The sequence below is a fragment of the Candidatus Clostridium eludens genome, from assembly GCF_045310515.1.
GTDB lineage: Bacteria > Bacillota > Clostridia > Clostridiales > Clostridiaceae > Clostridium_B > Clostridium_B eludens.
In genome coordinates this window covers 87,159-104,729 of record NZ_JBJHZX010000017.1, presented here as the reverse complement: position 1 = coordinate 104,729, position 17,571 = coordinate 87,159, and the positions used below count along the sequence as shown (strand labels likewise).

At 30.4% G+C, this 17,571-nt stretch carries 19 protein-coding genes; 17 read left to right on the top strand and 2 right to left on the bottom strand.

The window, feature by feature from the left end; all coding sequences use genetic code 11:
• The first annotated feature begins 261 nt into the window (after positions 1-261).
• The 7 genes from ACJDU8_RS12720 to ACJDU8_RS12690 all read left to right on the top strand — a co-directional run bounded on the left by ACJDU8_RS12720 (position 262) and on the right by ACJDU8_RS12690 (position 6,298).
• On the top strand, positions 262-471 hold the full coding sequence (locus ACJDU8_RS12720; RefSeq protein ID WP_406792525.1) for a FeoA family protein: 210 nt from the start codon (positions 262-264) through the stop codon (positions 469-471).
• 30 nt (positions 472-501) lie between these two features.
• Positions 502-723, top strand: coding sequence for a FeoA family protein (locus tag ACJDU8_RS12715; RefSeq protein WP_406792519.1), 222 nt, complete (start codon positions 502-504; stop codon positions 721-723).
• A gap of 61 nt (positions 724-784) precedes the next feature.
• Positions 785-2,932, top strand: a complete 2,148-nt coding sequence (feoB, locus tag ACJDU8_RS12710; RefSeq protein WP_406792518.1) for a ferrous iron transport protein B — start codon at positions 785-787, stop codon at positions 2,930-2,932.
• Position 2,933: 1 nt separating this feature from the next.
• Positions 2,934-3,074, top strand: coding sequence for a FeoB-associated Cys-rich membrane protein (locus tag ACJDU8_RS12705; protein ID WP_406792517.1), 141 nt, complete (start codon positions 2,934-2,936; stop codon positions 3,072-3,074).
• A gap of 101 nt (positions 3,075-3,175) precedes the next feature.
• On the top strand, positions 3,176-3,397 hold the full coding sequence (locus tag ACJDU8_RS12700) for a FeoA family protein (protein ID WP_406792516.1): 222 nt from the start codon (positions 3,176-3,178) through the stop codon (positions 3,395-3,397).
• A 257-nt stretch (positions 3,398-3,654) separates the two neighbouring features.
• Complete coding sequence (locus tag ACJDU8_RS12695) at positions 3,655-5,334, top strand: glycoside hydrolase family 13 protein (RefSeq protein ID WP_406792515.1); 1,680 nt, start codon at positions 3,655-3,657, stop codon at positions 5,332-5,334.
• Position 5,335: 1 nt separating this feature from the next.
• Positions 5,336-6,298, top strand: coding sequence for an ROK family protein (locus tag ACJDU8_RS12690; RefSeq protein WP_406792514.1), 963 nt, complete (start codon positions 5,336-5,338; stop codon positions 6,296-6,298).
• Between the two features lie 382 nt (positions 6,299-6,680).
• Here the strand turns inward: ACJDU8_RS12690 and ACJDU8_RS12685 are convergent, their stop codons facing one another.
• On the bottom strand, positions 6,681-7,079 hold the full coding sequence (locus tag ACJDU8_RS12685; RefSeq protein WP_406792513.1) for a hypothetical protein: 399 nt from the start codon (positions 7,077-7,079) through the stop codon (positions 6,681-6,683).
• Positions 7,080-7,199: 120 nt separating this feature from the next.
• Between ACJDU8_RS12685 and ACJDU8_RS12680 the strand changes: the two genes are divergently transcribed.
• The 3 genes from ACJDU8_RS12680 to ACJDU8_RS12670 all read left to right on the top strand — a co-directional run bounded on the left by ACJDU8_RS12680 (position 7,200) and on the right by ACJDU8_RS12670 (position 9,903).
• Positions 7,200-8,123 carry a patatin-like phospholipase family protein gene (locus ACJDU8_RS12680; RefSeq protein ID WP_406792512.1) on the top strand — a complete coding sequence of 308 codons (924 nt, stop codon included), beginning with the start codon at positions 7,200-7,202 and terminating at the stop codon, positions 8,121-8,123.
• A 194-nt stretch (positions 8,124-8,317) separates the two neighbouring features.
• Entirely contained in the window at positions 8,318-9,205 is an 888-nt protein-coding gene (locus tag ACJDU8_RS12675) for a potassium channel family protein (protein WP_406792511.1), read from the top strand.
• A gap of 212 nt (positions 9,206-9,417) precedes the next feature.
• Positions 9,418-9,903 (top strand): S-ribosylhomocysteine lyase, encoded by a 486-nt coding sequence (locus ACJDU8_RS12670; RefSeq protein ID WP_406792510.1) that lies wholly within the window; start codon positions 9,418-9,420, stop codon positions 9,901-9,903.
• A 160-nt stretch (positions 9,904-10,063) separates the two neighbouring features.
• Here the strand turns inward: ACJDU8_RS12670 and ACJDU8_RS12665 are convergent, their stop codons facing one another.
• Positions 10,064-10,822: a tRNA threonylcarbamoyladenosine dehydratase gene (locus tag ACJDU8_RS12665; RefSeq protein WP_406792509.1), complete on the bottom strand. Its 759-nt coding sequence runs from the start codon at positions 10,820-10,822 to the stop codon at positions 10,064-10,066.
• A 270-nt stretch (positions 10,823-11,092) separates the two neighbouring features.
• On the opposite strand from ACJDU8_RS12665, the gene ACJDU8_RS12660 reads away from it, so the two are divergent.
• The 7 genes from ACJDU8_RS12660 to cmk all read left to right on the top strand — a co-directional run bounded on the left by ACJDU8_RS12660 (position 11,093) and on the right by cmk (position 17,569).
• Positions 11,093-11,920 (top strand): carbon-nitrogen hydrolase family protein, encoded by an 828-nt coding sequence (locus ACJDU8_RS12660; RefSeq protein WP_406792524.1) that lies wholly within the window; start codon positions 11,093-11,095, stop codon positions 11,918-11,920.
• Between the two features lie 202 nt (positions 11,921-12,122).
• Positions 12,123-13,520, top strand: coding sequence for a glycosyltransferase family 2 protein (locus ACJDU8_RS12655; RefSeq protein WP_406792523.1), 1,398 nt, complete (start codon positions 12,123-12,125; stop codon positions 13,518-13,520).
• 78 nt (positions 13,521-13,598) lie between these two features.
• Positions 13,599-14,306: a pseudouridine synthase gene (locus ACJDU8_RS12650; RefSeq protein ID WP_406792508.1), complete on the top strand. Its 708-nt coding sequence runs from the start codon at positions 13,599-13,601 to the stop codon at positions 14,304-14,306.
• A gap of 58 nt (positions 14,307-14,364) precedes the next feature.
• Positions 14,365-14,529 carry a DUF4264 family protein gene (locus ACJDU8_RS12645; protein ID WP_406792507.1) on the top strand — a complete coding sequence of 55 codons (165 nt, stop codon included), beginning with the start codon at positions 14,365-14,367 and terminating at the stop codon, positions 14,527-14,529.
• A 111-nt stretch (positions 14,530-14,640) separates the two neighbouring features.
• On the top strand, positions 14,641-15,516 hold the full coding sequence (locus tag ACJDU8_RS12640) for a MurR/RpiR family transcriptional regulator (protein WP_406792506.1): 876 nt from the start codon (positions 14,641-14,643) through the stop codon (positions 15,514-15,516).
• A 23-nt stretch (positions 15,517-15,539) separates the two neighbouring features.
• Complete coding sequence (locus ACJDU8_RS12635; RefSeq protein WP_406792505.1) at positions 15,540-16,760, top strand: BaiN/RdsA family NAD(P)/FAD-dependent oxidoreductase; 1,221 nt, start codon at positions 15,540-15,542, stop codon at positions 16,758-16,760.
• 152 nt (positions 16,761-16,912) lie between these two features.
• A complete protein-coding gene (cmk, locus tag ACJDU8_RS12630; protein WP_406792504.1) occupies positions 16,913-17,569 on the top strand; it encodes a (d)CMP kinase in 657 nt (218 codons plus the stop codon).
• Positions 17,570-17,571: the final 2 nt, after the last annotated feature.

Sequence of the window (17,571 nt, the reverse complement as noted above, 5' to 3'; positions counted from 1 at the left end):
GTGCGAGTAGCACAGCCAGTAACATGCCCTTATAGGGCTGAGCAAACCACCCGTTTTACGGGTGGTGATGATTTTTTTGAAAAAAAAATAACAATTTTATATACAATGTTTACAAAAAAAAAATAGTGTATTATAATAAATAATAATAGGTGATATTGAATGTCATTATCATAACTTTAGCTAATGAAAAATGGCTTAGAAAATAAATAAGATTTATTATGGTTTTTGTAAAATTTGTAAAAGAGGAGGAAGTATATTATGATGCCAATTACAATGACAAAAGTAGGAGAAACAAGCAGTATTAAAAATATTTTAGGTAATGATGATACTCGTCGCCATCTGGAGCATCTTGGATTTGTTCTTGGGGAGAATGTAACTGTAGTAGCTGAGATGTACGGAAATCTTATTGTAAACGTCAAAGATGCCCGTATTGCCTTAAATAAATCTATGGCAAAGAGGATTATTGTATAGCATATTAGTAACAGGAAAGGAGGTAGACACATGAAAACATTAAAGGACATCAAATGTGGTGAAACAGTCACTATTGTTAAAGTGCATGGAAAAGGTGCCATTAAACGAAGGTTTATGGATATGGGCTTGACTAAGGGTACTGAAGTTTATGTGCGTAAGGTAGCTCCTCTTGGAGATCCGGTAGAAATTAATGTAAAAGGTTATGAGCTCAGTCTCAGAAAAGAAGAAGCCTTAATAGTGGAGGTCAGTTAGATTAATACTTAATTAAAAACTATAAGTTTGAAACAATTGACACCAATTAGGAGGGATGTAAATGTCAATTAAAATTGCTCTTGCTGGTAATCCAAATAGCGGTAAGACAACTATGTTCAATAATTTAACAGGCAGTTCCCAGTACGTGGGCAATTGGCCTGGTGTTACTGTGGAAAAGAAAGAAGGTAAACTTAAAGGCCGCAAAGATGTTATTATTCAAGATTTACCTGGTATATATTCTCTTTCTCCTTATACTCTGGAGGAAGTAGTTTCAAGAAATTATTTAATTAATGAAAAGCCAGACTGTATTATTAATATTGTTGATGGTACCAATATTGAGAGAAACTTATATCTTACTACGCAGCTTATGGAAATTGGTGTACCTGTAGTTATGGCTATAAATATGATTGATATGGTTCGTAAAAATGGAGATACTATAAATATAAAGAAATTAGGAGAAGCTATTGGCTGTGAAGTTATTGAAACATCTGCATTAAAGGGTGTTGGTTCTAAAGAAGTAGCGGAAAAAGCAATAGAGCTTGCCAAAGTAAAAGCTGTTTCTTCTCCAGGCCATACTTTTTCAAAGACAGTAGAAAGTGCTCTATGGGAAATTGAAGATATTGTGAAAGGTAATTTAAATGGTCTAAATGCCCGTTGGTTTGCTATAAAATTATTCGAACGGGATGAGAAAGTAGAGGAGCAGGTAACTCTTCCAGATGATTTAAAAGAACGCATAGAGGGTATTATAGATGAATGTGAAAGAAAATTTGATGATGATAGTGAAAGTATTATTACAGATGAGAGATATTCTTATATAAGCAAAGTTGTAAAACAAACTGTTCATAAGAAGAATAGAACTAAACTAACAATTTCCGATAGGATTGATAAAATTGTAACCAATCGTATTCTAGCTTTACCTATTTTTGCTGGAATTATGTTCCTTGTTTATTATCTTTCTATTTCCACAATAGGATCATGGATGACAGATTGGGTAAATGATGTTTTGTTTACTGATATTGTACCTAATGCAGTGGCAAATTTCTTAACATCTATAGGTACTGCTCACTGGCTTAATTCTCTTATCCTAGATGGTATTGTTGCCGGTGTAGGCGCTGTACTTGGTTTTATTCCCCAAATGATGGTATTATTCTTATGTCTTGCATTACTTGAGGATTGCGGGTATATGGCACGTATTGCATTTATTATGGATAGATTGTTTAGAAAATTTGGATTGTCAGGAAAATCTTTTATTCCAATTCTTATCGGGACAGGCTGTGGCGTTCCTGGTATTATGGCAAGTAGAACCATTGAAAATGAGCTTGATAGGAGAATGACAATTATGGTTACCACTTTTATACCTTGTAGTGCAAAGATACCTATTATTGCTTTAATTGCAGGAGCTTTGTTTCCAGGCTCTGCGTGGGTTGCGCCTTCTGCATATTTTTTAGGAATTGCCGCTATTATTATTTCAGGTATTATTCTAAAGAAGACAAAGATTTTTTCAGGAGATCCGGCTCCTTTTGTAATGGAACTCCCAGTATATCATGTACCGGGTGCTAAAGGTGTTCTCATTCATACTTGGGAGCGTTCAAAAGCATTTGTTAAGAAGGCAGGAACTGTAATACTCCTTGCTACTATTGGTGTTTGGTTATTAAGCTCATTTAGCTGGACTTTTAAAATGGTGGATATAGAACAATCCATACTTGCTAGTATTGGACATGTACTTGCACCTTTATTTGCTCCACTTGGGTGGGATAACTGGAAAGCTTCTGTGGCTTCAATAACTGGATTAATAGCTAAAGAAAATGTTGTGGGAACTTTTGGTATTCTATATGGTTTTGCTGATGCAGGCGAAAATGGTGCACAGGTTTGGGGTACTCTTCGAACGGCATTTACTCCTCTTTCGGCTTACACATTCCTTATATTCAACTTATTATGTGCTCCTTGTTTTGCTGCTATTGGTGCAGTTCGTAACGAAATGGCCTCAGCAAAATGGACATGGGCTACTATTGGTTATCAGACTGGATTTGCCTATGTTATTGCATTGATTGTATATCAGCTAGGTTCATTATTTACAGGTGGTAGGTTTGGCGTAGGTACAGCTGTTGCTATTGTTCTAGTTGGTGTATTGATTTACCTCTTGGTTAGAAAACCTGTTAAGGTTAATAATAAGGTTAGTGATTCTAAAAAACAGGAAGCGGTGGTATGATATGTCTACAGTTATAGTTGGAGTAATTTTATTTGGCATAATAGGATTTGCTGGATATAAGACTTATAAGTCCCGTAAAGGGGGCAGTGGTTGTGGCTGCGGTTGCTCTGGCTGCAATAAATCTGAAAATCATCAACATTAAAATACAAAAACAGCTGGGTGGTGTTTACCTAGTTGTTTTTGTATTTTAAAACTGTAATTTAAATTATTAAATAAAAATGTAAATGAAAGAGGTGCTATGTTATGATGCCATTAAATGGCGTGGCTATAGGGAGATATGCTGAAATTAATAATATACAAGGCAGTGAACGTATATGCAAAAAAATAATAGAGATGGGATTGAATAAGGGGATAGTTATACAAATGGTTAGAAATGATGAAGGGCCTCTAATCATAAAAATAGGGGAAACGAGACTTGCACTTGGAAGGGGAATGGCACAAAAGGTTATAGTTAGGGAAGTATAAAGTAGATAATTAGCTGATGAACTTTTTTATAGATATATAATTGATAATAAAATTCAATATTATTACATAATAATTTTATTGTTTTTAAAAGACAAGTTAAACGAAAATTTTTTAAAAAAAGATATCTAAGTTATTGGGATACCTTTTTTTAATGCCTTCATTTGAAGATTCATTTTACTTTTTAACATAATAAAAAATGGATATACTAAAGAAGTATATAATATGTCATACTATAATATTATAAGAGGTGTATTATAATGGAACGATTTTGGTGGAAAGAAGCAGTTTTTTATGAAATATATATAAGAAGTTTTATGGATTCTACAGGAGATGGCATAGGAGATTTAAAAGGTATAATTTCAAAATTGGATTACTTAAGGGATTTAGGCATTGATGCAATATGGATTTCTCCCATGTATAAATCCCCTAATTGTGATAATGGCTATGATATTAGCGATTATATGGATATTTCTAGAGAATTTGGAACGCTGGATGATTTTTATGAGCTTTTAAGGCAGGTTCATGTACGTGATATGAAACTTATAATTGATTTAGTTATAAATCATACTAGTGATTTGCACCCATGGTTTATTGAATCAAGAAAGTGTAAGAATAATTCAAAGAGAAATTTTTACATATGGAAACAGGGGGTGAAAAATGCAGAACCTAGTAACTGGAAGAGTATATTTGGAGGTTCTGTTTGGGAATATGATAGAAATACTGAAGAGTACTATTTTCACTTGTTTTCTAAAAATCAGCCAGATTTAAATTGGGAAAACAGTAAAATGCGTGAGAAAATATATGATATGATAAATTGGTGGCTTGAAAGAGGAGTGGATGGTTTTAGGATAGATGCTATAAGCCATATTAAAAAAGATATGCTGGATAAAAGGATACCAGATGTTAAAGGGGAGAGATATGCAGATGCTTTTGAAAAGTATACTAACGTTCAGGGGATTTTTTATTATTTAAAGGAACTTAAAGAAAGGACCTTTGATAGATACAGTATTGTTACTGTAGGAGAGGCAAATGGGGTTACTGCAGAACAAGCACCCCTTTGGGTAAATGAAGAAGATGGAATATTTAATATGATATTTCAGTTTGAACTTTTGAATTTATTTGAATTGAAGTCATACTGTAAAATGAACATATTAGATATAAAAAAAATTCTATCTAAATGGCAGAAGGTACTGGAGAACAAAGGATGGAATGCACTATTTATAGAAAATCATGACTTACCTCGTATTGTTTCTATCCTAGGGGATGAAGGACAGCATCTAAGAGAGAGTGCTACCTGTATTGCCGCTATGTATTTTTTCATGAAAGGTACTCCTTTTATATATCAAGGACAGGAAATAGGTATGACTAATATAAAATTAAAAAATATTGAAGAATATGATGATATAAAAAGTAGAAATTTTTATTATGACAAATTAAAAGAAGGAATGTCAAAAGAAGAAATACTTAAAATATTATGGGCATCTTCTAGAGATAACTCTAGAAGCCCTATGCAGTGGAATAATACTAAAAATGCAGGGTTTACTTCAGGTGTGCCGTGGTTTTCGGTAAATGAAAATCACAGGAAAATTAATGTAGAAAATGAACTAAGAGAGCCCGATTCTATACTGAATTTTTATAAAAGAATGATTCGTATCAGGAAGGAGCATAAGGTGTTTATTTACGGGGGCTATGAACTGATTTTAAAAGACGATGACAAAGTATATGCATATATTAGAAGTTTAGAAAGTGAAAAAGCTATTGTAATATGTAATTTAAGTAGAGAAGAGGTATTATATAAATATGATAAAATAAAACTAAAACTTTCAAATTTATTATTAGGAAATTATGATGTAAATGAAGAGAGCTGCATAACAGAATTTATACTAAAGCCTTATGAGACTAGAATTTATAAATTAGATTGTCTGGAGGAAATTTAATTTGAAAGATTTAAAAGAAAGATATGTAATAGGAGTTGATTTAGGCGGCACTAAAATATGTACTGCATTAGTGAATTTTCAAGGGAAAATAATATGTAAGCATACTTTGCCTACAAAAGCAGAATTGGGAGAAAAACATATATTAAGCAGCATAATAGAAGCTGTAGAAAAGGTAATTTATTGTGGAGTCAGCGGCGAAAAAATAGTGTGTATGGGAATAGGTGCTCCAGGACCACTTGATATAGATAAAGGACAGATTATATATACTCCTAATTTACCTTTTAAAAATTTTGATATTGTAACACCTCTAAAGAATCGTTTTAAAATTCCTGTATTCTTAGATAATGATGGAAATGCTGCAGCTATGGGTGAATACATGTTTGGTGCTGGAAAGGGAACTGAAAATATGGTATTTATAACTGTTTCCACAGGAATAGGGGGAGGAGCCATACTAAATGGACATATATATAGGGGAAATACAAAAAATGCACTGGAAATAGGTCATATGACGCTGGAAAGAGACGGACCTCTCTGCAATTGTGGTAATTTTGGATGTGCAGAAGTACTTGCTTCGGGAACTGCTATAGCAAGAGAAGCAAGACTGGCTGTAAAGAAAGGATATAATACTTCACTTTCCCTATATAAACACATAACTTCAAAAGAAGTTTTTAAGGAAGCTAACTTAGGGGACAGTATAGCAGAAGATATACTAAATACAGCTTTAAATTACCTGGGTATATGTGTAGCTAATGTAATCACTTGTTTAGATCCAGAAGTAGTAGTAATAGGCGGGGGAGTTTCAAAAGCAGGGGAAATTGTTTTTGAAAAGATAAAAGAAGTGGTAAGAAAGAGATGTTTTAAAGTTGTAAGCGATAATACAAAAATACTTCCAGCATTTTTGAAAACAGATGCGGGTGTTATAGGAGCAGCAGCCCTTGTAATTTCAAGAGAGGAAAGGAACTAGAATATCATTGAGGATTCTAGTTCCTTTTTATCCGATCGCTACCATTGCTAACACCCCCATCGCACTCTGTGAAAGCGATTCACACAAAATTAAAAATTTTGGTTCTCTGCTTTTCTATCAAAGTGGGGGATAAGCACTGCTACGCGCCTGGATAAGTTCTTCCCCTAAAGGATAACGTATTCTAAGTGCTGAAGACACTAAGAATACTGTTAATAAGGTTCAGCTGGAGAGAGTCATCCTTATAAGTAAACTCCATCTAAACCTAAGAATCACTTGATAATTAACAGGATATTTTGTTGTTTGAAGTATATACAATTAGTATAAATAATAAATATTATGTATATAAAACTTAAAGTAAACTAAAAATCATTAAAACAGACGGCTAAAGTAAAAATTCAGGTTCAGTTATTTCGCTGGACGGCGAAGGTGAAATGGATCCCTTAATTTCCCCACCAGTTTCTTTTACAATCTGATTTAACTTGCTGATATCATCGGTAGTAATAAAATCAGAATCAATTATTACTTTATAACATGTATTTTCAAGTTCTCTGAAACTGCCGAAACCACCCAATATGGGACTTCCAGGATGTGAATTATACGGGAAACCTCCAGAATTTATTATATTCGAAAAATTTATTTCTGAATTATAATTATCAATAGTATCCATATCTATATAATTGTCACTTAAATCCAGAGCAGTATTAGTAAAACCGTTAAGTTTAAGTTCTTTTATGGCTATATTGGCATTTTTTATACCCCTATAGTGGAGTTCAATTCTCATTCTACCATCCTCCTTATTTAAGATATAAATATATTTTTCCACTTATTTTAAATAATATTCAGTTTTTTTTAGTAGCTTATTTTTGTCCATTTACATATTTATATTATTGAGGTGATTTTATTGATAGCAGATGCTGTATTTGAAGGCGGGGGAATGAAAGGAATAGGTCTTATAGGAGCAGTATGCTATTTTGAAAAGATGGGATACAAATGGAATAGGTTTGCAGGAACTTCTGCGGGGGCAATAATAGCTGCGCTTTTAGCAGTAGGATATACAGGAGAAGAATTGAAAGATATAATGATAAATTTAGACGAAAAAATGTTTTTTAAAAAGAAAAAAATATGGGAACTTCCTATGCTTAGAAAATCTATTTCATTTTTTAAAGACAAGGGTATATATTCCTCAGATGCTGTAGAAAAATATATAAGAGAATTAATTCTTAAAAAAGGTAAGCTAACTTTTGGAGATATAAGTGTAGATGGAAAATCCCCTCTTAAAATAATAGCTTCAGATATAACAAAAAAAACTATGTTGATATTGCCAGATGATATAAAGAATTATGGGATAGACCCTATGAAATTTGAAATATCCGAGGCAGTGAGAATGAGCATTAGTATACCCTTATATTTTAAACCAGTAAAATTTTACCATAAAGAAGGCTGCAGTTATGTAGTTGATGGGGGTATACTTAGTAATTTCCCTATTTGGATATTTGATACAGAAAAAGAAAAAGTTCCGGCATGGCCTACTATAGGCTTTAAACTGGTAAAGAATGATGTAAGCTACAAGGAATCTAAAAGAACTGATTTCATTTCATATTTATTTGATATAATGGAAACTATGCTAGATAAGAATGAGGATATATATGTAAAAGACAAATATGCAGTTAGAACTGTTTTTATTCCAACTCTTGGGGTTAAGGCTACAGAGTTTAGTATATCTAAAGAAATAAGATTAAAACTATTTACCTCAGGTTATAACAGTGCAGAACGTTTCTTGCATCTGTGGGATTTTAATGATTATATAAGGGATTATTGTAATTAAATAGAAAATTAAAAGCATTTAAAAGTGTAGTAATTTGCTAACACCTTCGCTTTGCAGAAATTGAAAGTGTTAGCAAATTGACAAGGTTACAATAAAAAATATTATGGCTAAGTATAAAAAATTATTGTTTAAATGTGATAATAAACTGTTTATGCCAGTATAAATATATATATCTATTTTAGTAGAGGTATGTTATGAGATGGTTTATTGGTTTACATAAACTTGAAAAGAAAACTATTTTATTTATACTGGCATTATCCTATATAAGTATATTGTTTTCATTTGGATTTATTTACTGGCATATTGCAAATGACTCTCATGGAGAATTCTTTATATTTCAAAATGATATAAATATGAATACAAAAGTGGAAGTTTTCAGAAAAAGCTTGAATATTCCCATGTATAGTAAAGAATTTAAAAATACCATAGAGTATTTAATAGCTTCTAATGAATATAAGAGGCCTATTGCAAAATTAGAAACTTTGAATTCCTCTTTTTCTGTAAATATATTTGCTTTTGACAAAATTTTAGGGGAAAATTGGGCCAATTATTATTACATGCTGCTTCAAAGTAAAGGTATTACACATATTAGTGTAGAAAATTTAGGAGAAGATAAAGTAAGCAGTAAATTCAATAGTTATAAGTTAAAAATATGTTTTTATAAAATAAATGAAGAGGAGAAATATAAAGAGTTTAAAAGTTATAAAAAGAATGATAAGAATAAATTTGAAAGGGTAGATATTAAATACCTTTGGGTAAATGATTATCCATTACTACATAATGAACTTTTTAGAAAAGATTATTTTTATTATCCTTTAAATTTTTATTTTCCAAAACTTATGGAGAATTCTATATCTTTTCTAGATGATAGTCCTTTAGTACTGAGGGCTATAGTGAACGGAAATTTTAAATACCCTATATGGAATTTCATGTATTTTAGCGCTGTTACTATGACTACACTGGGATATGGCGATATTTTACCTAATTCTATGATTGTACGGGTTTTAGTTATGACAGAAACCATACTAGGTGTAATGATAATAGGAATGTTTGTATCTTGTTTATTTTGGGAAAAAAAATGAACCTCAGAGTATAAATATTGTTAGTATTTTATAAACTAATGATATTTATTTTTTATAGACAATTTAATTTACATTATAACTATTATGTAAATTAAAAAGAAAGTAAACCAAAAAAATTAGAAAAACACAAAAATATATAATATAATTATAAAAGAAACTAAAGAGAAGAAATATTAGAAATTATAACAATAAAAATAGAATGGAGAATAAATATGGAGAAGATAACTAGTTTTACAATTAATCACTTGAAGCTGCTGCCTGGAATATATGTTTCACGCATAGATAATATTAATGGGGCAGTAATAACTACATTTGATATTAGGATGACAAGACCAAACTTTGAACCGGTAATAAATACTGCTGAATTGCATGCTATTGAACATTTGGGGGCAACCTTTTTGAGAAATCATAGTGAATATGGCAATAAAATAGTTTATTTCGGACCTATGGGTTGCAGAACAGGGTTATATTTATTACTAGGGGATAATAAGGAATTTGAATCAAGGGAAATTATAGACTTGGTTAAAGAGATGTTTCAATTTATTGCAGAATATAATGGTGAAGTTCCAGGTGCGTCAGCAAGAGATTGTGGAAACTATCTTGACATGAATTTACCAATGGCTAAATATTTGGCAAAAAAATATTTAGAAGATGTGCTAAATAACATTAGTGAAAAAAATCTTAATTATCCTGAATAAATATGTTTAGGAAGCTGCACCCAGCTTCTTCAAAGTGGGGGATAAGCACTCTATTTGGTGCTTTTGTAAGTCCTTATAAGGTTCAGGTAGGGTTTTTACTCATAAGGAATGTTTTTATTCATCTGAACCTTATAATAGCTTAATTAAGATATATTAAAAATTAATTTAATGACAGTATATCCTTAATTACCTCACCGCCTATTATCATTCCCGCAACAGGAGGTACAAAAGAATTACTTGCAGGTATTTGGCGTTTCACCAAACATTTTTTTGAACCACCGGTGCAAACACAACCTTCTTTGCAAGTTATTACCTCTTCTATTTTAGGCTTTCTGGGAATCTCTTCTGAATACAATACTTTTAAGTTTGTTATTTCTCGCTTTCTAAGCTCATGTCGCATTACTTTAGCTAGAGGACATATCTTTGTATCATAAATATCGGATATTTTAAATTTAGTAGGATCTAGTTTATTTCCAGTACCCATACAACTAATTATATTTATATTGTGATTTTTACACCATACTACTAGAGATATTTTTGAAGATATAGTATCAATAGCATCTATCACATAATCGGCATTATCTGGTATAATATGATCTATATTATTTTCTTCTACAAATATTTTATAAGACTCTACTTTGCAATTAGGGTTTATATCTAAGATTCTATCCTTTAAAAGGTCTGCTTTATACTTTCCTATTGTATGTAAATTTGCTTGTATCTGTCTATTTATATTTGTTAAACAAACAGTATCATCATCTACTATAACAATATGACCTATGCCTCCTCTTGCTAGAGCTTCCAGTGCAAAGCTGCCCACACCACCTAATCCAAATATTACTACGGTACTATGTTTCAATTTTTCTATAGCTTCTTTTCCGAACAATAGTTCGGTTCTAGAAAGGAAATGTTGTTTCATTAATTGTTCTCCTGTTCATAATAGTTTAGGTTATATCTAACAATATAAAAATTATATAATGTACATTATCTTTAATCAATAGTTTTTATAGTATATAAAATAAATTGTATTATAAAATTAATTATAAAATTGTATCTTAAGTATTAAATTTTTATCCATCGTTGAATAGTCTATAATAATAAATTATAATTAATGGTAGTATATATATGTAATACTATAGACAGCGCTCAGATAAATATATAAAGCTAATTTAAAAGAGGTGTTTTTGTGATAAAAATAGGCTTATGCCAAATGATGGTTTTAAAATCTTCTAAAAGTGACAATGTAAAGAAAGCAAAAAAAATGATATATGAGGCTGCTAAGAAAGGGGCCAATATAGTAGCACTGCCTGAAATGTTTAATTGCCCATATAATATTAAGCATTTTAGAGAATATGCAGAGATGGACAATTGTAAAGAAGAAACTTTAAATATGATGTCATCTACAGCAAAAGAAATGGGAATATATTTGGTAGGAGGTTCTATACCAGAGGTTGACGAAAGAGGTAATATATATAATACTTCTTTCGTATTTGATGATAAAGGAGTAGTAATAGGCAAGCATAGAAAAGTACACTTATTTGATATAGATATAAAAGATAAAATAACATTTAAAGAATCAGAAGTTTTAACTGCTGGCAATAAAGTTACTATATTAGATACAAAATGGGGCAAAATAGGTGTAGCTATATGCTATGATATAAGGTTTCCGGAACTTATAAGAATTATGGCACTTAAGGGTGCAAAAATTATATTTATTCCTGCAGCTTTTAATACTACTACGGGACCTTCTCACTGGGAAATATTATTTAGAAGTTCTGCAGTAGAAAATCAACTTTATATGGTGGGAATATCACCTGCACGAAATGTAAATTATTCTTATATAGCTTATGGAAATTCTCTTGTAGCAGATCCATGGGGCAATATAGTAAATATATTAGACGAAAAAGAGGGAATACTATTATCAGAGATAGATTTAGATTATATAAATGAGGTGAGAGAATCTCTGCCTCTCCTGAAGCATAGGAGAGATGACTTGTATAAGCTCACTCTGGTATAAATTTTAAAAAATATATATACTCAATTTGGAAAAGTATTTTGATTTTTATGAATCTAGAAATTTTGTGTGTATAAATTTTTTTAGTCAGAATATTTCGACATATACTACATAATTAAAAATTTGTGGTATTATGATATACGGTATTTTATGTCTATTTGTTAGAGGACAATAGAATAAATATATTAAAGGAAGGATTTTTGTGATGAAAGAATTTATTTTTAATTTTACAGCTATTTTTCAAATATCAGTTTTTACAATCACAATGTATTATCTAGTACTTTCTTTATTTGGACTCTATAAGAAAAAAGATAATGGTGCTGAAAAATGTGTTCCTAAAAACACTTTTGCATTGTTGGTGGCAGCTCATAATGAAGAAATGGTTATTGCAAAAATAATAGAGAGCTTACAGGATATCGATTATCCTAAAAATATGTATGACATTTTTGTCATTGCAGATAATTGTGATGATAATACGGCAGCTATAGCCAAAAAATATAATGTGAATGTATTTGAAAGAAAAGTTCCAGACAAAAAGGGAAAAGGATATGCTCTGGAATGGATGTTTGGTAAAATATTTGAAATGGATAAGAAGTACGATTCTATAGCTATTTTTGATGCAGACAATTTAGTTTCAAAAAATTTTTTAATGGAAATGAACTATAAATTATGTCAGGGATATAAAGTTGTTCAAGGTTACATAGATAGTAAAAATCCCAATGATTCGTGGATAACAGGGTCTTATTCAATTTCTTTTTGGACCGCAAACAGGCTTTTTCAACTTTCTAGATCAAATCTCGGATTATCAAACCAAATTGGCGGTACTGGTTTTTGTATGAATACAGATATACTAAGAAAACTGGGATGGGGTGCTACTTGTTTAACTGAAGATTTGGAATTTACCTGTAAGTTAGTGTTAAATGGCCACAAAGTAGGGTGGGCTCATAATGCAATAGTATATGATGAAAAACCTTTAACATTAAAACAATCCTGGCATCAGAGAAAAAGGTGGATGAAAGGATTTACAGACGTTGCTTCTAGATTTTTCTTTAAACTTCTAAAAAAGGCCATAAGAGATAAAAATCTTACTTCCTTAGACTGTGCTATATATACAATACAACCCTTTGTAACTCTACTGATTGGACTTTCTGCATTTATAACTATTTTACAGAATAACAATGAACATGGGTTAAATATTTTTGTTGTAAATTCATTATTTATGCCTATATTGTGGAAGGTATTTAGTATAGTTCAGTTTTTAGTTACTCCTTTGATAATGATGTTAGAAAATAAACTTTCGAAAAAAATGTTTTATATATTTATCCTGTATTCTTTTAATATAGTAGTACTCTCCTATATATTTGGTTCCCCTACTTTTTTTGAGATGTTACTTGGAAATATTATATATCTTCTAATATTTGTAGTAGGTATATCTTTATTAGACGGTAAGAATTCTCTTAGGATATTCATATGGTATTTACTTTATGGTATATATACTTTAACTTGGATACCGATAACGGTACAGGGAATATTGGACAAGAATAACAAAGAATGGAATCACACTAAACATATAAGGCAGATAAGTATACAGGAAGTAGAATAATAAAATTAATCCTCAGATATATTATTGAGGATTAATTTTATTATTTTGTGATTATTATTTAAAATTGTAGGTGATAAAATGATAGAAAGGTTACATAAATATATGGCTTCTTGCGGAGTAGCTTCAAGAAGAAAATGTGAGAGTATAATATTAGAAGGAAGAGTAAAAGTAAACGGAGTAACTATAAATAACTTGGGTTCAACAATTGACGATAAAATAGATGAAGTCTTGGTAGATGATAAAAAAATAAATAAAAAAAATGAAAAAAAATATATATTACTAAATAAGCCTAAAGGCTGCATTTCTTCTGTTAAAGATGATAGGGGAAGAAAAACACTACTTGATATTGTAAAGGTAAATGATAGAATTTATCCTATAGGAAGATTAGATTATAATACGTCCGGTATTATTATACTTACTAATGATGGAGAAGTATATAACAATATAGCCCATCCAGGAAGAAATAAATGCAAAGTATATATTGCTACAATAAAAGGGGTACCTTCTAGTGACAATATAAAACGATTTGAAAATGGAATAGATATAGGGGGGTATATAACAGCTAAAGCAGAGTTTAAGATAATTAGTACAAGTAAAAACAGTTCCAAAGTCAGAATAGGAATACATGAGGGAAAAAATAGGCAGATTAGAAAAATGTGTGATGCTATAGGGCATTCTGTGATAGCTTTAACACGAATAGCTATAGGAGATATAAAGCTAGGAGATCTTAAAGAAGGTCAATGGAGATATTTAACTGAAACAGAAATACAATATATAAAAAGTTAAGGAAATATTAGCTATACAGCGTTAGGATAAATAAAATTAAAGAAGGTGGAAATTTATTATGAAGAATGAATTGAAATTAATTTCATCAAAAGAATTTAGTCATTACGAAGATATGTATAAAATTGTAGATTTTTTGAATAAAAATTTAAATAGTTATGGTTTAACTTTTGGAGTACACCAAGAAGACAATAAAGATGTTATAAATATTTATAAAAATTACTAAATAAGCAATTGAATAAACAATTGAATATTATATTGATAATTTACTCAATAGATGTTAAAATGAAATAAATATTGCAAAATTGGTATGGATAGAGAGAAAGGAATGAAGTAAATGGAAGGCACTAATAATCAGGACTTGATAAGAATAATTCAAATTAAATTTCCAAGGTTGAGTAAAGGTCAAAAATTAATAGCTGAATATATTTTAAAACATTATGATAAAGCTGCTTTTATGACGGCTGCAAAATTAGGTATAAATGTAGGGGTAAGTGAATCAACTGTAGTAAGATTTGCAAATGAACTTGGATTTTCGGGATATCCTAAATTGCAAAAATCTCTTCAAGAACTCATAAAAAACAAGCTTACTACTGTACAGAGAATTGAATTATCAAATGATTTTGTAAGTCAAGAAAGTCCACTAAAAAGTGTTTTAAAATCTGATATGGAAAATATAAGGGCTACCTTGGAAAAAATAAATCATAAGACATTTGATGATGTAGTAAATAATATATTTAAGGCAGATAAGATATATATAATAGGACTCAGAAGTTCCACTGCCATTGCAGATTTTTTAGGATTTTATTTAAATTTAATATTAGATAATGTAAAAGTTGTAGGATACGGAATAAGTGATATTTTTGAACAAATGATAAATTTGACTAGTGATGATCTGGTAATAGGTATAGGATCGCCAAGATATGCTGTAAGAACTATTGAAGCTTTAGCTTTTGCTAAAAGCAGAAATGCCAAAGTGGTAGCTATTACAGATAGTTTGTTATCTCCTCTGGCAGCCAGAGCTGATTACACTTTAATTGCCCAAAGTAACATGACTTCTTTTGTAGATTCTTTAGTAGCACCATTAAGTGTAATTAATGCATTAATTATTGCTGTAGGATTGCAAGAAAAAGAAAAAATTTCCTCTACTTTTTCTGATTTAGAAACAATTTGGAAAGAATATCAAGTATATTCATTAAAAGATCAAAATTAGTTGGAAATAAGGTGTATGAATTAATGACAAAAATAGTAGTAATTGGCGGAGGACCATCTGGTATGATGGCAGCAATAGCTGCTGCAAATAAGGGATGTCATACCATTTTAATTGAAAAAAATGAAAGACTAGGTAAAAAGATGTTCATATCAGGAAAAGGAAGATGTAATATAACTAATTCAAAGGATATAAGTGAATTTTTTGATTACATTCCTGTAAATCCTCATTTTCTGTACAGTTCTCTTTATTCATTTACAAACCAGGATACTTTTAAATTTTTTCATAATCTTGGAGTAAATCTAAAAGTTGAAAGGGGTGGAAGAGTTTTTCCTCAATCCGATAAATCTTCTGATTTAATTGGAGCTATGGAGAAAGAACTGTTAAGAAAAAATGTAATATTAAAGTTTAATTCTAAAGTTAAAAAATTTATTTGTAAAAATAATTTTATAAAATCAATTCAACTAGACGATAATTCAACGATAGATGGAGATTATTTTATACTCTGTACAGGTGGCATGTCATATCCACAAACTGGTTCTACGGGGGATGGCTACAAAATGGCTGCAGATTTAGGCCATACTATAACAAAAATTACCCCTGCCCTTGTTCCCATAGAGATTGAAGAAAATTGGATAAAAATATTACAGGGGCTTTCTTTGAAAAATATAGAACTATCTATAATAGATTCTAATAATAATATCTTGTATAAAGAATTTGGAGAGATGTTATTTACTCATTTTGGAATTTCCGGTCCTATTGTGTTAAGTGCCAGTAGGGTGGTAAAAAACAACAAAAACCTAAAAGTAGTTATAAATTTAAAACCTGCACTTAAATTTGAGGAACTGGATAAGAGGCTGCAGAGAGAATTTTTAAGTTATTCAAACAAAGATTTTAAAAACTCCTTAGGTGAATTACTTCCTAAAAAGATTATCAGTGTAATTTTAGATTTATGTAACATAAAACCAGATAAGAAATGCAATTCTATAACTAAAGAAGAAAGACAAAATTTGGCTGGTTTGTTACAAAACTTTACTATACATATAAAAGGCTTACGTCCTATAGAAGAGGCAATAGTAACATCAGGAGGAGTAAGTGTTAAAGAAATCCATCCTTCCACTATGAAATCTAAAATAGTTTCAAATCTATATTTTGCAGGAGAAATAATAGACGTAGATGCGAGTACTGGAGGATTTAATATACAGATTGCACTATCAACTGGATTTTTGGCAGGAAGTAAAATCTAAAATACATTACAAATTTAATTAAATCAATAATAATATAAATAAAGGATTTTATATTTTTTTATAGAATATATAATTAGGATTGGAATATAAGCAAAAAATTATAATGTAAATTTTAGAGTATGTTTTCAGGTAAAGAAAGGCGGAATGACATTTTGAATATATCTGTAGCCATCGATGGACCTGCAGCTGCAGGCAAAAGTACAATAGCAAGCATTGTAGCTCGTAGATTTAATCTTATGTATATAAATACAGGTTCTATGTATAGGGCTGCTACCCTTGCGTGTATGAGAGAAGAAGTAGGTTATAAAGATGTGGAAAGAGTATGTGAAATTACAAAATCACTTAAAATGTACTTTGAGGGGGATAGGCTTATTGTAAATGGTGAAGATTTGACAGATAGTATAAAACATCCTAATGTAACTAATAATGTATCCAATTACGCTGCTATTTTTGAACTACGAAAATTGCTTGTAAAGTTACAGCAAGATATGGCAGGAGAATTTAATGTAGTTATGGATGGACGGGATATAGGTACTGTGGTTTTAAAGAATGCACCTTTGAAATTTTTTCTTACAGCTAGTGCCAGTGAGAGAGCTGATAGAAGATATAAAGAATTAAGGAAAAAAAACATAGCTGTGGAATATAATAAAATATTAGATGAAATAATTAAAAGGGATTATGCAGATTCTCATAGGAAATCCTCTCCTTTTATAAAAGCAGAAGATGCTATAGAGATAGATTCATCTAAACTTTCTATTGATGAAGTTGTAGAAATTATTTCAATTTACATAAGAAAATACATTGAATAACA

What these genes read in the sequence shown, in the direction of transcription:
- ACJDU8_RS12695 (WP_406792515.1), top strand. Translation starts at nt 3,655, where the DNA reads ATGGAACGATTTTGGTGGAAAGAAGCAGTTTTTTATGAAATATATATA.
- ACJDU8_RS12665 (WP_406792509.1), bottom strand. Translation starts at nt 10,822, where the DNA reads ATGAAACAACATTTCCTTTCTAGAACCGAACTATTGTTCGGAAAAGAA.
- ACJDU8_RS12655 (WP_406792523.1), top strand. Translation starts at nt 12,123, where the DNA reads ATGAAAGAATTTATTTTTAATTTTACAGCTATTTTTCAAATATCAGTT.
- ACJDU8_RS12685 (WP_406792513.1), bottom strand. Translation starts at nt 7,079, where the DNA reads ATGAGAATTGAACTCCACTATAGGGGTATAAAAAATGCCAATATAGCC.
- ACJDU8_RS12715 (WP_406792519.1), top strand. Translation starts at nt 502, where the DNA reads ATGAAAACATTAAAGGACATCAAATGTGGTGAAACAGTCACTATTGTT.
- ACJDU8_RS12635 (WP_406792505.1), top strand. Translation starts at nt 15,540, where the DNA reads ATGACAAAAATAGTAGTAATTGGCGGAGGACCATCTGGTATGATGGCA.
- ACJDU8_RS12640 (WP_406792506.1), top strand. Translation starts at nt 14,641, where the DNA reads ATGGAAGGCACTAATAATCAGGACTTGATAAGAATAATTCAAATTAAA.
- feoB (WP_406792518.1), top strand. Translation starts at nt 785, where the DNA reads ATGTCAATTAAAATTGCTCTTGCTGGTAATCCAAATAGCGGTAAGACA.
- ACJDU8_RS12720 (WP_406792525.1), top strand. Translation starts at nt 262, where the DNA reads ATGCCAATTACAATGACAAAAGTAGGAGAAACAAGCAGTATTAAAAAT.
- ACJDU8_RS12705 (WP_406792517.1), top strand. Translation starts at nt 2,934, where the DNA reads ATGTCTACAGTTATAGTTGGAGTAATTTTATTTGGCATAATAGGATTT.
- ACJDU8_RS12650 (WP_406792508.1), top strand. Translation starts at nt 13,599, where the DNA reads ATGATAGAAAGGTTACATAAATATATGGCTTCTTGCGGAGTAGCTTCA.
- ACJDU8_RS12675 (WP_406792511.1), top strand. Translation starts at nt 8,318, where the DNA reads ATGAGATGGTTTATTGGTTTACATAAACTTGAAAAGAAAACTATTTTA.
- ACJDU8_RS12670 (WP_406792510.1), top strand. Translation starts at nt 9,418, where the DNA reads ATGGAGAAGATAACTAGTTTTACAATTAATCACTTGAAGCTGCTGCCT.
- ACJDU8_RS12700 (WP_406792516.1), top strand. Translation starts at nt 3,176, where the DNA reads ATGATGCCATTAAATGGCGTGGCTATAGGGAGATATGCTGAAATTAAT.
- ACJDU8_RS12645 (WP_406792507.1), top strand. Translation starts at nt 14,365, where the DNA reads ATGAAGAATGAATTGAAATTAATTTCATCAAAAGAATTTAGTCATTAC.